The sequence below is a fragment of the Enterococcus caccae ATCC BAA-1240 genome, assembly GCF_000407145.1.
GTDB lineage: Bacteria > Bacillota > Bacilli > Lactobacillales > Enterococcaceae > Enterococcus_L > Enterococcus_L caccae.
Map to the genome: position 1 here is coordinate 165866 of NZ_KE136473.1, position 14510 is coordinate 180375.

Sequence of the window (14510 nt, forward strand, 5' to 3'; positions counted from 1 at the left end):
GTATTAAAATTACTTGATTAAAAAGGAAGAACTTTTTCAACAAAAAAACTGTATAAGCAGGTCAGATAGACTACCTGCTTATACAGTTTTTTGTTTATTTACTTCTCTTAGCAAACGGCTGATAAGCAATTCCGCGACTTTCGCACCAATGAATGATCTCACTAGAAAAAATAATATCTGTTGTTGCCAGTTCAGTAGTTGTTTTCTTTCCAAGCAATGTATACATCATTTTAAGCTCATTTTCCCATTGTTGAACAAGTTCGATTGTTTCATCTACACTGTTTGTCATCAGTTGATTTAAAATGGTTCCTGCAACACCAACACTTTTAGCACCTAAACTAAGTGCTTTGACAATATCCAACGACTGACGAACACCGCCAGAGGCTAAAATAGTTAAGTCGCGTTGCCAATTCGATGATTCTAAAAGCGAAAGAACAGTGGATTGTCCCCAATCAGCTAAAAAGCCTAACTCTCGTTTTTTACGACGTGCATTTTCGATTTGTGTAAAGCTGGTTCCACCTTGACCGCTGACATCGACCGCTTTTACACCACGCAAGATTAATTGTTCAATCGTTTCACTACTCATGCCAAAACCAACTTCTTTTACAATAACTGGAACAGACAGATGGGAAACAATATCTTCAATATTATCTAGCCAACCATGAAAATTTCGATCCCCTTCAGGCATTACTAACTCTTGCGGAACATTTACATGGATTTGCAATCCATCAGCATGAAAAAGATCAACAGCTCTTTTGGCTTCTTCTAAAGAAAGCCCTGCGCCGATGTTAGCTAAAATCACGCCATCAGGATTTTCTTTGCGCATGATTTGATACGTATCTGCTAGGTCAGGCGCTTTTAATGCCGCATTGACGGAACCTGTAGCGACCATCACACCAGTTTCTCTAGCGATAATTCCTAACTGTTGATTGATGTCTTTCGCTCGTTCACTACCACCTGTCATCGCATTGATATAAAAGGGTTGCTTTAAGGAAAAATCAAGAAAAGACGTTGAAATATCGACGTCATCCATCGCTATTTCTGAAAATGAGTGATGGACAAAACGAATTTGATCGAAGTCATTCGCTTTTTCTTTATGAAAGGCTTTCGCCAAAGAGATATGCTCATCTTTTCGGTTCATTTTTTTCCTGCTTTCCGTAAAAATATACATGTAATGGTAAAGGCGTGATGCCTTCTTTTTCCCAAGAGCTCATCAAAGGCAAAATACCAGATTTTTGTTTGAAAATCACAATGCCACAGTCACCGCCGCCAGCTCCAGATGATTTTGCAGCACCACTACAAGTCTGAGCAAAATTACACAATTTTTTTAGGGCTGGCGTTTCGATTGTTACACCTGTAATTGATGTTAGTTGTTGAAGCAGTTGACGATTTTTCCGAATTTGGGTTTGGATTAATGAAATATTGTCAGAGTTGAAACCTGCAATCATTGTTTCAACGCAAGCCTTGCTATCATCCAAAAATTGTTGATAGGCTGTTTCCTGTACTTCTTTTGATTGATTAACTTGATCTACTAAATCAGAAGTAGAAGCAGGGCTGCCTGTCCAACCAATCAATAGGCGTAATTTTTTAGGAACAGTCAGTGGTTGGATCATTAACTTGGGCCATGTTGCTTGAAGTAGTTCAGTCAATGTTTGTTTTTGAGCTTGGTCGTTTACCCATTGGTGGTCAAAGGTTGAAAAGGCGATCCAGCCACCGTAGCAACTAGCTGCGATGTCTCCACAAGAACCATTTCCTTGAACTTCTAAGTGAGCCAGTGCAGAAAGCTTAAAAATTTCTTCTTCAGTTAATCCTAAACCATAAAAGAGACTTAACGCCTTGACAGTCGCCACAGTCACAGCTCCGCTAGAGCCTAAACCGTATTTTCGACCATTTGAGTTATCCAGTTCACTGGTTACTTTTAAATGATAAAAAGATAGCTCATGGTGTTGTTCTTGGGCATACTTTTCCGTCAAACGAATAGCTGCTAGAACGTAATGAAAAGGATTTTCACGAATATCTAACACAAGCTCGTTATTTCTTCTTGTCCAGCGCACGGGTAGGGAACTGTATTGAGCAGATTGTATACTCCCAACATTTTCTGCTGATTCAACGGTAACCGTCACAAATTGATCCACTGCCACGATAATAGCTGGATGTCCAGGCTCAACAACTGCATACTCACCAGCAATAAACAATTTGCCAGGTGTGGAAACTTCTATCATAATTCTTCCGACCTTTCTACAGGCATCAAGGTAATTCCTGGACCTGCGTACGCTGTAATCAGCTTTTCTTCAGATAAATGATCTGCTAAAAAATTCTTTAAAGCAGTCAGATTTTTCTTTTCGACTAAAATTTTAACATTCGGTCCAGCATCCATTGTAAAGTAACAAGCTAGACCTTGTTTTCGTGCCGCACGTACTAATTGCATAACGTTCAAGCTTTCAGGTGACCAATAAGTAAATGGTGGAACTGCCCCAAGTGTTGTTCCGTGCATTCGTAAGCCATTTGCTTCAGTGACTTCACCTAATTTATTAAAATCTTTTTTGGCAATTGCTTGTTTAGCAGTTGCTAAGTCTGCGTCAATGGTTTCCAACCAACCAGAGTAAAAACTGGATGTTTCTACTGTACGTTTCATACCATCACGGCTTGAAATATCTTTGACACCATCATCAACTAAAACAAAAAGCATAGCTAGCTCATTTTCCCAACCATCAGCTGGAATTGCTTGAGCAAAAGAGCTTTGATCAGAATCTCCTTTTTGCCATTCAGCAAATCCACCAAATATACTACGACAAGCTGAACCGGAACCCCGGCGAGCTAAACGGGATAATTCTGTTTCATCCAACGGTAGCTCTAATGCAGCACTACAAGCTCCTGCAAGAGCGGCTAATCCACTAGCAGATGATGCTAGACCAGCAGCTGTTGGGACAAAATTTTGGCTTTCAACCTTGGCGAATAAAGAAAACTTATACTGTTGGCGGACAAGATCCAAGAATTTAGATACTTTAGCTGTTTGCTTTGCGTCTTGCAATGTGCCATCTAAGGAAAATGAATCCTCTATGAATGATTCATCAAAAATTACACTGGTTTCTGTATAAAAGGCATCTAACGTCAAGGAAAGACTGTTATTCATTGGTAAAATCAATTGTTCATTTTTTTTGCCCCAATATTTGATTAAGGCGATATTTGTATAGGCTCGTGCTTTTCCAGCGTACATTAATTGTTCACTCCTAATGATTGGATCCAGGTCGCTACTGCGCCGTTATTTTTTAAAGATGCTGCGATTTTTTCTGCTTGTTCTTTCGAGTCAGCAAGGGAGATCATACAGCCTCCGCGACCGCCACCAGTTAATTTTGCACCTATCGCGCCATTTTCGCGCGCTGTTTTGACCAAGTGATCTAATTGCTCGTTGCTGACAGATAATGCTTTAAGTTCTCCTTGTGCTTGGTTCATAACATGACCCAAGGTGTGAACGTCGTCTGCTAAAATTGCTTGTTTAGCAAGTTTAGTTAACTGTCCTAACGCGGTAATATGTTGAGAGATGTTTGATTTATCTTGTTCAAAAAGCATAGCTACATCGCTGACAGCAGCTCGTGTTTGCCCTTTAATGCCTGTATCAGCCACAATCAAAAAAGCATTAGAAACATTCATTGGAAATGATTCTAATGGATGTCCTTTTATGAAAAATAAAGAGTCATTTCCACTAGTTGCTGCGGCATCAATGCCACTAGGGTTTCCATGGGCAATTTTTTCTGCACGATTGACTAAAGGAAGCAATACATCTTGGGTACAAGAGACATCGAAATAATCAAATAAAGCGCGAACGATAGAAACTGCGGCAGCAGCACTAGAACCCATGCCTCGTTCAGCGGGAATCGTACTCGTAATCGTGATTTTTAATGTCGTATTTTCCTGATGAAGTGCAATAAGCGTTTGATTGACAACCTCTTTGATGCTTTTTAATTGCACTGGAACATCTGCAAGATTTCCTGAAAAGTAATGACAATATAATGTCATAGTAATGCTAGGTTCCACTGTTGTTGAAATAAACGTTTCTTGAAATGGAAAAGCAATTGCAGGTTCACCATAAACAACCGAATGTTCCCCCATCAGAATGATTTTTCCAGATGCTTGTCCTTTACCTATTTTTTCTTTATTCATTTTAATAAACAGTCCTTTTATTTAAATATCAGATGTGTCGTGATCCAAGGTGCTGCGTAGAGAATCATGAACTGAACGCCATAATTTACGCCCATCTTATTAAGAGTACCACAAACGATTCCTACGAGCAAAACACCAAAAATATTGATCAAACCAGCATCCATATAAGCTAGTAATAAAATAAACCCGATAAATAATCCTAAAATTGCTTCATGAGGAATCTTTTTCAAAACGAAAGCTGTCATCTGACGAGCATATTTCATCGCAATGAAGTATGTAATAGCTGAAGCCAAGATCCCCGCAAAAAGAATCGCCAAAACAAATTCTCCTCTACTTAATAAATGATGGAGGTTATGTTCTAAGGTAAAAACAGGCGGAGCATTGAATAAAGCATTGGCAGGTCCAACCGCCACTGGTGACAAAGGAATGCCCAAAGCAATCAGCGGGATGATCACGCCAGAAAGATAGGTTGCATGTGATAAAGCACTCATTGAGGTGATTGCCATACTTGCTTTCTTTACAGGATCTTTTTCCTTATTTGCTACTGCTTCACCAAATAAAATCGTCAAGCCGACTGGGCTTAAAAAAAAGAGGAAGTTTGAAAGTAGGGAAACAATAATACTTGTACTCGCTTCTTTTTTCGTTATTGTTTGGAATGGATGAAGTGAAGCTTGGTGTTCATCGGATTTGCTTAGTTTGATCTGTTTTTTTTCATGTCGTGGCAGAGCATCTCGTTGTTGTTTATTTAATAGACCTAATAAAGCAACAAGCAAAGGACCGATCGTGATGCCTAAGAAGAAAGAGACCGTTACTGTTTTTTCTTTAGGCACAACGCCGATACCCCAGTAAAGATAACGTAAACCTTGGAATAGTAAACCCAAGGGGATAATGCTGATCAAAGCTAATAGTTTATTTTTTCCAATCAACGATAAAAAAATCGCACCAAAAACAAATAGTAATGGCGCATAGGCTTTCACGGAATCGGAAAAAGGCGCTAAAATATTTGCTAAAAGTAAACTTACAGGTATAGCAACGGCAGTTCCAATAATCGAACCTGTTGCCATTTTTTTGATGCTCGTTGCAGCTAAGCCACGTTCTTTTAAATATAAGGCATGTTCGATCATCGGTGTGGACATGACACCACCTGGTAATCCAACTAATGCAGTGGGAATAGCATTCATCAAATTTAAAGTCGTAATTGCGGAGATAAAGAACGTTAACACCACAATTGGTTGAACACCAGCTAAAACGACTGCTAAAGTAACAGGCATTAAAACAGAGGTTTCATCTGTTCCTGGTACAAAGCCGATAAATGTATATAAAACAATCGCACCAATCACAGCTAACAACATTTGAAAGAGTAATCCAATATCCATTAGTCGTCGTCCTCCATGATCACATTTCGTTTTGGTTTAATTAAAAAGGTACTAATAATGAAACCCAAAACAGCACCACCTAAGCCAAAAAATAGTTGTTTCGTTGTATTTTGTGCAGGTGCTAAAAAGAAACTTCCCATCGTTGTCACACTGCAAATAACAATTGCTATGACCAAATCTTTCAAATCTACTAAGTCACCCCAAAGCGCAATCAAATTCTTTTTCATTTAAAATCCCCCTAATTGACTAAGTGAGAACAATTATCAAGCTACAATAGTGTACCAAAAAAGTAAATGAAGTAAAATGTTTAGATTCTGTTTAATAAAAAAATTAACTTCTTATTAATAATTTTTGCAAGAAAAAAAGAACGATCGGCACACGCAACAAGTGCTGCTTCGAAGGTTCTCTCATTTATTCCTTATTCATCAATCACTAAACCGAGTCCTGCTGCAATCGTGATTGCTTGTTCTTGGGTTACTTTCAACCCTTTAAGCAATTCTTGGGAGAGAGCAATTTTTTCAAAAGTATTCTTCGTTAAGTCTAAACTTGCCAATTTTGTATGGAACCAATTACTACCAGTTAAGGAACAGCTTTCCAACGAAAGGTTATTCCAAGTAACTTCAACAAATTCAGTATCATTTAAGCTTGTGTGTTGAAAGTGTACAACTTTTTGATTTGTTGAGCTAAAGGAGGAATAGTCGGCCAAACAATCTTCAAAGAGACAATCTCGCAAGTAGCTTTCAGCAAAATTTGTTCCAGTCAACTTACATTGACGAAAATGAACTTGATGGAAACTAGCCCCAATCCATTCTGTATTGGAAAGATCACAATGATCAAAAATCACATTACTACAGTCAAAACGCTCTAAATGATTTCGATTCATTGTGATTTTTTCAAACTTGCATTCTCTAAAAACTAAATTTCGTATATCTTGATAGCTAAGATCTTGATCCTTTAATACGAAACCTTCTATAATGATTTCATCATCTAGTGAAATAAAATCAGTCTCTGTTAGCTTAGGTAATAAGGGAGCAATAGGCTTTTTGATTTTCATAGATAAACCCTCCACGATTATAGGACAGACTAGCCGCCATTATTCTATTTCTTTATCCAAATTCTCATTCAATTGATAAGCGCGATTATAAAATTTCAAGCAAGTCGTCAATACAAAAGCGCCTAAAAGCCCCAAAAGACTCCCTAAGACGATACCGATCAACCGATAATTCAACAAACTTACCAAATATTGATGACGAGCTAAATTCGCTAATAATAAAGACATTGGTGTTGTGAAAAAATTGGCGATCGTATAATTTCGTTTGATGAAGAACTCCACGGTCAAAAAGAAAAAGCAGATCAGAAAAATGGTTTCCAGAGAAGTAAATGTAATACTCAATAAAAGCGCAGCAATCAACAATCCAATCATGGTACCTAAGATTCGCTGTATATTACGATGCATAACTGCTCGTAAATTGTCACCTTGCAAAACAGCAGCACAAGAAACAATCATCCAATAAGCATTGGTCAAATGTAGTGATTGGCTGATATACGTTGCTAAAAATAAAATAGCAGCATAGTGCAGAGCGTCAAGAAGTGCCGCAGGATCTGTATAAAGTCGTTCCTGTAAAGATATTTTTTTTTGCGGTACTGGAGATTCACCTTCAATAAAGTATAAGATGACAGCCACTACAAGTGACGTTAGAACACCTAATAAAACATAGCTCATCATGACGGGAACTTTGTCCAAAGGAATTTTAGTTCCACTGCCCATAGCTGTTACCATGACAATAAAAAAAGCCCCTGGCTTAGCTATCCTGTATAACCTAAAAATAATTCGAGCACTAAAGCTGATCAAAGCAATCACAATTGGAATCAACCATGGAATATGGGTGCTAAGAACACCAACGAGATTTCCAAAAAGTAAAAAAGCACCGACTGAACTTAAAAGGGTCAACAACTCCTTCAACGGAAGCGTTTGATAATAAAGAAAAGTAAAAATCCCTAGAGAACCAAAACTGCCAATCAATAAATTATTAGAGAAATAACCAATGAATAATGGCACTGCCATACAAATCCCCGCACCAATCAGGCGAAAAGGTGCTTTTTGAGGCTTATGAAATGTAGTTAATTCTTTGAAAAAAGATGAACGATGCATCTGATCACTCCTTTTTAATAATATGAAATGGGACAAATCGTTTTCAACTCACCTGTTGGAAACCGTCAAGTAAAAGAGCCCTGTTTGCGACTGTCAAATTATTTTTTCTTCTATATACTAATCTAACATATTTTTTTATAAGAAGACAATCGCTTTTTACCCAATATAGCCTTTTGGAAAAAGAAAACCTCTGATGGTATAAAAAGTTTTCCCATCGTGTTTTCCTGTTTTTCAGTTAGAACGGACTAAGCCTATTCAGCTTTCTATGGCTATTTCTAAGAAATCACTTCTAAGGAAGATAAAATTTAATGATGCGAGTATTAAGAAAGAATAAGATTATTCTTGATTTTTTAATTTAAAAATTGTAAACTATACCTCAGTACAATAAATAATTATTAAATTCTGATTTTTCAGAAAATACTCAGGGTCTTTTAGGGAGGAAAAAAGAATGAAGTTAAAGAAATCATTTGCTTTTGGATTCATCACTTTATTTAGTTTAACACTCGCAGCGTGCGGTAATGGCGGTGGAAATACAGACGATTCAGGCAGCTCAAAAAAGGCTGATGGCAAAGCAAGCGGAGAACAAATTTTCCGTATTAATGAACAACAAGAAATGCCAAGTGCTGATCCATCATTAGCAACTGATGAGGTTAGTTTTACAGCTTTGAATAATGTTTATGAAGGAATTTACCGTTTAGATGAAAAAAATAAACCACAACCAGCTGGTGCTGCTGAAAAAGCAGAAATGAGTGAAGATGGTCTTGTTTACAAAATCAAGTTAAACGAAGATGCTAAATGGTCTGACGGAAAACCTGTAAAAGCAGAAGATTATGTTTATGGATGGCAACGTACCGTTGATCCTGCAACAGCTTCAGAATATGCTTCCCTTTACAGTGCTGTTAAAAATGGTCAAGACATCATGGATGGCAAGAAAGACAAATCTGAATTAGGAATCAAAGCAGTTGGTGATTATGAATTAGAAGTCACTTTAGAGCAAGTAACACCGTTCATGGATTACTTATTTGCATTCCCTTCATTCTTCCCACAAAGAAAAGACGTTGTGGAAAAATATGGTGCTAAATTTGCGGCAAACAGCGAAAATGCAGTATATAATGGGCCGTTTACTTTAGCCGATTTTGACGGACCAGGAACGGATACAGAATGGTCTCTTAAAAAGAATAAAGACTATTGGGATAACAAGACTGTTAAATTAGACGAAGTTAAAGTAAGTGTTGTGAAAGAAGCGCCTACATCATTGAATCTTTTCCAAGATGGTCAAGTAGATGAAGTGGTATTAAGTGGCGAGCTAGCACAACAAATGGCGAGTGACCCAGAATTCGTTATTGAAAAAGAAGCATCAACTCAATATATGGAATTAAATCAACGTGAGGCAAATTCACCATTTAAAAATGAAAACCTAAGAAAAGCAATTTCGTATTCAATCGATCGCAAATCATTAGTTGATTCAATCTTAGGAGATGGTTCAATAGAACCAAAAGGTCTTGTTCCAGCAGATATGTCAACAAGTCCTAAAGGAGATAAAGATTTTGCTGATGAAGCAGGAAATGTGATTGCACATGACGAGAAAAAAGCAAAAGAGTATTGGGAAAAAGCGAAAAAAGAATTGGGTATCACTAAGCTAGATATGGACATTCTTTCTTCAGATACAGATTCTTCTAAGAAAACAGTTGAGTATCTACAAGGCGCTATTCAATCTACATTAGATGGTGTAAAAGTTACTGTTAGTCCCGTACCATTTGCTGTTCGTTTAGATCGTTCAAACAAAGGCGACTTTACAACAACAATCGGCGGTTGGGGAGCAGACTATGCTGATCCAAGTAGTTTCTTGAATCTATTTGAAACAGGAAATTCGTATAACCGTGGTCACTATAGTAGCCCTGAATACGATAAAAATGTTAAAGCAGCAGCGACAACAAATGCCAATGATCCTGAAAAACGTTGGGATAATATGATCGATGCTGAAAAGGTTATTATGGATGATATGGGTGTTGTTCCACTTTACCAAAGAGCTCAAGCTCGTATGCGTTCAGAAAAAGTTAAAGGGATTGCATTCCACCCAGCTGGACCAAAATTTGATTACAAATGGGCTTATATCTCAGAATAATCGAAATGGATAGTCAATAGCAAAAAGGACCTTTGCCCTCTTTGAATAAAAAGGCAACGGTCCTCTTGCTATCTTTGCTCATAAAAAGTAAAATAATAAAGAAACAATAGCGACAATCAGTAAAATACCCCCAGTTTCAAGCCAGTAAAGCTGATGAGCTTTGCCGATTTCTGAAAATGGGATGAATTCTTTCGGTTCATTTTTCTTTTTAAAGCGAAAATGCATTTTCATAAAACGTTGGAAATTATCAAAAAAACCTGAGGACATAATCCATAAGGCTAGACCGATAATCAGAAAGAATAATGAAACAATGAAGAAGGTATCAGATACAGAACGGATAGTTAGTGATTGATTTATCACTAGGTAAGTGAAAATACCGATGCTTGAGACCGCTGAGGTAATCAAGGGCCATTTAAAGTTTTTCATGTGCTCATCCTTACTTAATTTTCTATCCTTACTTTATCGAAAAAAGCTGATGAAGTCAAAATAATCTCGGAGGTGTCATTCTTGAACAGTTTTGGAAAATATTTTCTTAAACGGGTCTTCTTTATGATCATCACATTGTGGTTGATCGCAACGATTACGTTTTTCTTAATGCAATTATTACCAGGTACTCCTTATACCAACCAAGAAAAACTTAGTCCAGAAACAATTGCTATGTTGAATAAGCAATCTGGTTTAGATAAACCCGTGATCGTTCAATATGGAATTTACTTAAAAAATCTGCTAGTTGGTGACTTTGGTATTTCATTCCAATTCAAAAATCAACCAGTAGCAAAACTTTTGGCAGGTCGTATTGGACCGTCAGTTCAATTAGGGGCGCAAGCCATTATCTTTGGTACACTAGTCGGTATTTTACTAGGAATCATTGCAGCGATGCGCCAAAATACATGGGTAGATACATTAGCGACATTAATGGCAATTTTAGGACGTTCAATTCCTAACTTCGTCTTTGCCGTATTGTTACAGTATATCTTTGCCATGAAATTAAAAGTATTACCAATCGCAATGTGGAATGGTTTTGCTTATACGATTCTACCAACGATTGCTCTGGCGATGAGTCCGATGGCCGATTCTGCCAGGTTTATACGAACCGAGATGGTTGAAGTTTTACATAGTGACTATGTAGAGTTAGCTCGTGCCAAAGGTTTGAGTCGTTGGCAAGTGGCTGTGAGACACGGACTTAGAAACAGTTTGATTCCTTTGATCACATTACTCGGCCCATTAGCTGTTGGGTTGATGACAGGATCTTTAGTTGTTGAAAATATTTTTGCTATCCCAGGTATTGGAGAACAGTTTGTAAAATCAATTATGACGAATGACTATCCAACAATCATGGCTGTAACGATTTTATATTCTGCTTTACTAGTATTTGTTATTTTGATCGTTGATTTACTTTATGGATTGATCGATCCAAGAATTCGTGTTTCAGGAGGTGCCAAAGGTTAATGGAAACAGTTGACTTAAACAATGTCCCAGATAAAATCAAAGAAATACCTGCAAAAGAATTCCAACCTTTGGATACATCAACAACCAAGGAACGTGAACGAATTGCAACACCGTCATTGAGTTTTTTACAAGATTCTTGGCGTCGTTTGAAAAAGAATAAAGCTGCTGTGATTTCTTTGATTTTACTCGGAATCATCATCTTTATTTCGATTATCACTATTTGGGTCTCACCTCATGACCCAACACAACAAAATGTAGCATACATCAACTTACCACCGCGTATTCCATTTTTAGATAGTATCAATGGATTTAACGGTACAGCTAACGTTGCTGGTAAAATGGTAGACAAATACGCCCAAGCCAATGTTCCTGATAATGTAAACTTTTATCTTGGAACTGATGGACTAGGTCGTGATGTATTAAGTCGCTTATTCATGGGAACGCGTATCTCATTATTGATCGCATTTATCGCAGCTTTACTTGATATTACGATCGGTGTAACATACGGTTTGATTTCAGGACTATTAGGTGGACGTGTGGATACAGTGATGCAACGTATCTTGGAAGTTCTTTCTGGAATTCCTAACCTTGTTGTCATGATCTTAATGCTAACTGTTTTTGATCCAGGTATTTTGTCAATCGTATTAGCGATGGTGATTACTAACTGGATTTCAATGGCCAGAATTGTTCGGGCTCAAACGTTGAAACTAAAAGATCAAGAATTTGTTTTAGCTGCCCAAACATTAGGGGAATCTCGTTTGAAGATTGCCGTAAAACATATTTTACCGAATATTTCGAGTGTGATCATTGTTCAAATGATGTTCAGTATCCCATCAGCAATTTTCTTCGAAGCGTTTCTAAGTTTCATTGGTTTAGGATTAAGACCGCCGACCGCTTCACTTGGAACATTATTAAATGAAGGATATAAAACGTTCCGCTTCCTTCCATATTTGATGTGGATTCCTGCCGTAACACTGTCAGTCGTAATGATTTGTTTCAACTTGTTAGCTGACGGACTACGTGATGCCTTCGATCCTAAGATGAAAGAGTAGAGTGAATGACTATGGAAAAAGTATTAGAAGTAAAAGACTTACAGATTTCTTTTGATACGTTTGCTGGAAAAGTAAATGCTATTCGTGGCGTTAGCTTTGAGCTGTTCAAAGGGGAAACACTTGCGATCGTAGGAGAGTCTGGTAGTGGTAAATCAGTGACTACTAGAAGTATCATGCGATTATTGAGCAGTAATGCAAACATCGATAATGGAGAAATCCTGTTTAAAGGTGAAGATATCGTACACAAAACGGAAAAACAAATGCAAACCATTCGTGGAAAAGAAATTGCAATGATTTTCCAAGACCCAATGACATCATTGGACCCAACAATGCCGATTGGCAAGCAAGTTGCGGAATCGTTAATCAAACACAATAAAGTCTCTAAAAAAGAAGGCTTGGATCAAGCGTTAGAATTATTGAAATTAGTAGGGATTCCAAACGCTGAAAAACGTTTGAAAAATTACCCTCACCAATTTTCAGGTGGACAACGTCAACGTATCGTGATTGCGATTGCTTTGATCTGTTACCCAGAAGTTCTGATTGCCGATGAACCAACAACCGCTTTGGATGTTACGATCCAAGCGCAAATTTTAGAACTATTGAAAGATTTACAACAAAAAATCAGCACATCGATCATCTTTATCACCCATGATCTAGGTGTGGTAGCAAACGTGGCTGACCGTGTAGCGGTAATGTACGGTGGACGTTTAGTTGAAGTGGGAACATCAGAAGAAATCTTCTACAATCCACAACATCCATACACATGGGGCTTATTAGGCTCAATGCCGACAATGGAAGGAACAGAAGATAAGCTATACGCGATTCCTGGTTCACCTCCCGATTTGTTAGATCCACCAAAAGGAGATGCTTTCTATCCGCGTAATGAATTTGCGATGAAGATCGATGCAGAAGAAGCACCACCGTATTTTGAAGTATCACCAACTCATAAAGCTGCAACGTGGTTATTAGCACCGCAAGCACCAAAAATCACTCCTCCAGCTGAGATTGTAAGACGTTGGGCGATTTACGCTGAGCGCCATAATACGACTGCAGGAGGCGTTAAATAATGAGTGAAAAAAGAAAAGTACTTTTAGATGTTAAAGGACTAAAACAATATTTTAACGTTGGACGTCCTGATGAAGTAAGAGCGGTTGATGATATCAGTTTCCATATCTATGAAGGCGAAACCTTCGGGTTGGTTGGAGAATCTGGTAGTGGTAAATCAACGACAGGTCGCAGTGTAATTCGTTTATATGACCCAACCGATGGCGAAATCATTTTTGATGGGGATGATATCAGTAAAATTCGTTCAAAATCAGCAATGCAAGCATTTCGTCGTGAAGTGCAAATGATTTTCCAAGATCCTTATGCTTCGTTGAATCCTAGAATGAAAGTCAATGATATTATTGCAGAAGGAATCGACATCAATCATTTAGCGAAAGATGCAGCTGAACGCGAATCAAAAGTCAACGAATTACTAAAAGTCGTTGGTCTTGATCCAAGTCATGGTACACGTTATCCACATGAGTTTTCAGGTGGACAACGTCAACGTATCGGGATTGCAAGAGCATTAGCTGTTGATCCACGCTTCATCATTTGTGATGAGCCAATTTCAGCATTGGACGTTTCAATCCAAGCGCAAGTCGTTAATTTATTGCAAGACTTACAAAAAGATGCTGGCCTGACTTACTTGTTTATTGCCCATGATTTATCCATGGTGAAACATATCAGTGACCGTATCGGCGTGATGCATAGCGGTAGATTATTGGAAATGGGGTCAAGTGATGATGTGTATAACTTTGGTGTACATCCGTATACTGAAAGTTTACTATCAGCTATCCCATTGCCTGATCCAGATTATGAGCGTACACGTAAACGTATCGTTTATAAACCACAACCAGAAGACAACAAAGAACGTAAACTAAGAGAAATCACACCTGAGCATTATGTGTATTGTTCGGAAGATGAAGTTGACGTTTACCGTAAGAAAATTGAAGAGAAAAAAGCCCAAGCGAATCACGAGTAGTCCCTTGGAAAACAAAAGACTAGCTAAGAAAAGAAATCATTTTTTCTTAGCTAGAATTTTTAAAACATTAGATGAATGAATCAGTTTTCATTCTGACGTAATGATTTTAGATGGCTTTATGAGACAACGCTCTCAGTAAGTTAGGTGTCTCATTCAGCTTTTTATCTAG

The 14510-nt window shown here is 37.8% G+C and carries 14 protein-coding genes; 5 read left to right on the top strand and 9 right to left on the bottom strand.

What is annotated here, in order from left to right:
• Positions 1 to 94: 94 nt before the first annotated feature.
• The 8 genes from fni to I580_RS06345 form a co-directional block, all read right to left on the bottom strand.
• Positions 95 to 1141, bottom strand: a complete 1047-nt coding sequence (gene fni / locus I580_RS06310) for a type 2 isopentenyl-diphosphate Delta-isomerase (protein ID WP_010771123.1) — start codon at positions 1139 to 1141, stop codon at positions 95 to 97.
• Positions 1125 to 2222, bottom strand: coding sequence for a phosphomevalonate kinase (locus I580_RS06315; protein ID WP_010771124.1), 1098 nt, complete (start codon positions 2220 to 2222; stop codon positions 1125 to 1127). The genes fni and I580_RS06315 overlap by 17 nt, the downstream gene beginning before the upstream one ends.
• Positions 2219 to 3217 (bottom strand): diphosphomevalonate decarboxylase, encoded by a 999-nt coding sequence (gene mvaD / locus I580_RS06320; RefSeq protein ID WP_010771125.1) that lies wholly within the window; start codon positions 3215 to 3217, stop codon positions 2219 to 2221. The genes I580_RS06315 and mvaD overlap by 4 nt, the downstream gene beginning before the upstream one ends.
• Positions 3217 to 4161: a mevalonate kinase gene (mvk, locus tag I580_RS06325; RefSeq protein ID WP_010771126.1), complete on the bottom strand. Its 945-nt coding sequence runs from the start codon at positions 4159 to 4161 to the stop codon at positions 3217 to 3219. The genes mvaD and mvk overlap by 1 nt, the downstream gene beginning before the upstream one ends.
• A gap of 17 nt (positions 4162 to 4178) precedes the next feature.
• Entirely contained in the window at positions 4179 to 5537 is a 1359-nt protein-coding gene (locus tag I580_RS06330) for a tripartite tricarboxylate transporter permease (RefSeq protein WP_010771127.1), read from the bottom strand.
• Positions 5537 to 5764: a hypothetical protein gene (locus I580_RS06335; protein WP_010771128.1), complete on the bottom strand. Its 228-nt coding sequence runs from the start codon at positions 5762 to 5764 to the stop codon at positions 5537 to 5539. Before I580_RS06335 ends, I580_RS06330 begins: the two co-directional genes overlap by 1 nt.
• Positions 5765 to 5955: 191 nt before the next feature.
• The gene (locus tag I580_RS06340) at positions 5956 to 6591 is read right to left on the bottom strand and encodes a pentapeptide repeat-containing protein (RefSeq protein ID WP_010771129.1); all 636 of its coding nucleotides are present in this window, start codon (positions 6589 to 6591) and stop codon (positions 5956 to 5958) included.
• A gap of 39 nt (positions 6592 to 6630) precedes the next feature.
• Positions 6631 to 7689, bottom strand: coding sequence for an FUSC family protein (locus I580_RS06345; protein ID WP_010771130.1), 1059 nt, complete (start codon positions 7687 to 7689; stop codon positions 6631 to 6633).
• A gap of 448 nt (positions 7690 to 8137) precedes the next feature.
• Between I580_RS06345 and I580_RS06350 the strand changes: the two genes are divergently transcribed.
• A complete protein-coding gene (locus I580_RS06350) occupies positions 8138 to 9814 on the top strand; it encodes a peptide ABC transporter substrate-binding protein (RefSeq protein ID WP_010771131.1) in 1677 nt (558 codons plus the stop codon).
• A 78-nt stretch (positions 9815 to 9892) separates the two neighbouring features.
• Here the strand turns inward: I580_RS06350 and I580_RS06355 are convergent, their stop codons facing one another.
• A complete protein-coding gene (locus I580_RS06355; protein ID WP_010771132.1) occupies positions 9893 to 10240 on the bottom strand; it encodes a DUF3899 domain-containing protein in 348 nt (115 codons plus the stop codon).
• A gap of 81 nt (positions 10241 to 10321) precedes the next feature.
• Here I580_RS06355 and opp1B point away from each other — a divergent pair, with 81 nt between their 5' ends.
• The 4 genes from opp1B to I580_RS06375 are packed head-to-tail and all read left to right on the top strand — an operon-like array spanning position 10322 to position 14341.
• The gene (opp1B, locus tag I580_RS06360; protein ID WP_010771133.1) at positions 10322 to 11263 is read left to right on the top strand and encodes an oligopeptide ABC transporter permease Opp1B; all 942 of its coding nucleotides are present in this window, start codon (positions 10322 to 10324) and stop codon (positions 11261 to 11263) included.
• Positions 11263 to 12315, top strand: coding sequence for an oligopeptide ABC transporter permease (opp3C, locus tag I580_RS06365; protein ID WP_010771134.1), 1053 nt, complete (start codon positions 11263 to 11265; stop codon positions 12313 to 12315). Before opp1B ends, opp3C begins: the two co-directional genes overlap by 1 nt.
• Positions 12316 to 12320: 5 nt before the next feature.
• Positions 12321 to 13382, top strand: a complete 1062-nt coding sequence (opp1D, locus tag I580_RS06370) for an oligopeptide ABC transporter ATP-binding protein Opp1D (protein ID WP_010771135.1) — start codon at positions 12321 to 12323, stop codon at positions 13380 to 13382.
• Entirely contained in the window at positions 13382 to 14341 is a 960-nt protein-coding gene (locus tag I580_RS06375; protein WP_010771136.1) for an ABC transporter ATP-binding protein, read from the top strand. Before opp1D ends, I580_RS06375 begins: the two co-directional genes overlap by 1 nt.
• The last annotated feature ends 169 nt before the right edge of the window (positions 14342 to 14510 follow it).

Coding starts and splice junctions, on each gene's coding strand:
- I580_RS06335 (WP_010771128.1), bottom strand. CDS start 5,764: ATGAAAAAGAATTTGATTGCGCTTTGGGGTGACTTAGTAGATTTGAAA.
- mvaD (WP_010771125.1), bottom strand. CDS start 3,217: ATGTACGCTGGAAAAGCACGAGCCTATACAAATATCGCCTTAATCAAA.
- I580_RS06315 (WP_010771124.1), bottom strand. CDS start 2,222: ATGATAGAAGTTTCCACACCTGGCAAATTGTTTATTGCTGGTGAGTAT.
- opp3C (WP_010771134.1), top strand. CDS start 11,263: ATGGAAACAGTTGACTTAAACAATGTCCCAGATAAAATCAAAGAAATA.
- opp1D (WP_010771135.1), top strand. CDS start 12,321: ATGACTATGGAAAAAGTATTAGAAGTAAAAGACTTACAGATTTCTTTT.
- I580_RS06355 (WP_010771132.1), bottom strand. CDS start 10,240: ATGAAAAACTTTAAATGGCCCTTGATTACCTCAGCGGTCTCAAGCATC.
- I580_RS06375 (WP_010771136.1), top strand. CDS start 13,382: ATGAGTGAAAAAAGAAAAGTACTTTTAGATGTTAAAGGACTAAAACAA.
- I580_RS06350 (WP_010771131.1), top strand. CDS start 8,138: ATGAAGTTAAAGAAATCATTTGCTTTTGGATTCATCACTTTATTTAGT.
- mvk (WP_010771126.1), bottom strand. CDS start 4,161: ATGAATAAAGAAAAAATAGGTAAAGGACAAGCATCTGGAAAAATCATT.
- I580_RS06345 (WP_010771130.1), bottom strand. CDS start 7,689: ATGCATCGTTCATCTTTTTTCAAAGAATTAACTACATTTCATAAGCCT.
- I580_RS06340 (WP_010771129.1), bottom strand. CDS start 6,591: ATGAAAATCAAAAAGCCTATTGCTCCCTTATTACCTAAGCTAACAGAG.
- I580_RS06330 (WP_010771127.1), bottom strand. CDS start 5,537: ATGGATATTGGATTACTCTTTCAAATGTTGTTAGCTGTGATTGGTGCG.
- fni (WP_010771123.1), bottom strand. CDS start 1,141: ATGAACCGAAAAGATGAGCATATCTCTTTGGCGAAAGCCTTTCATAAA.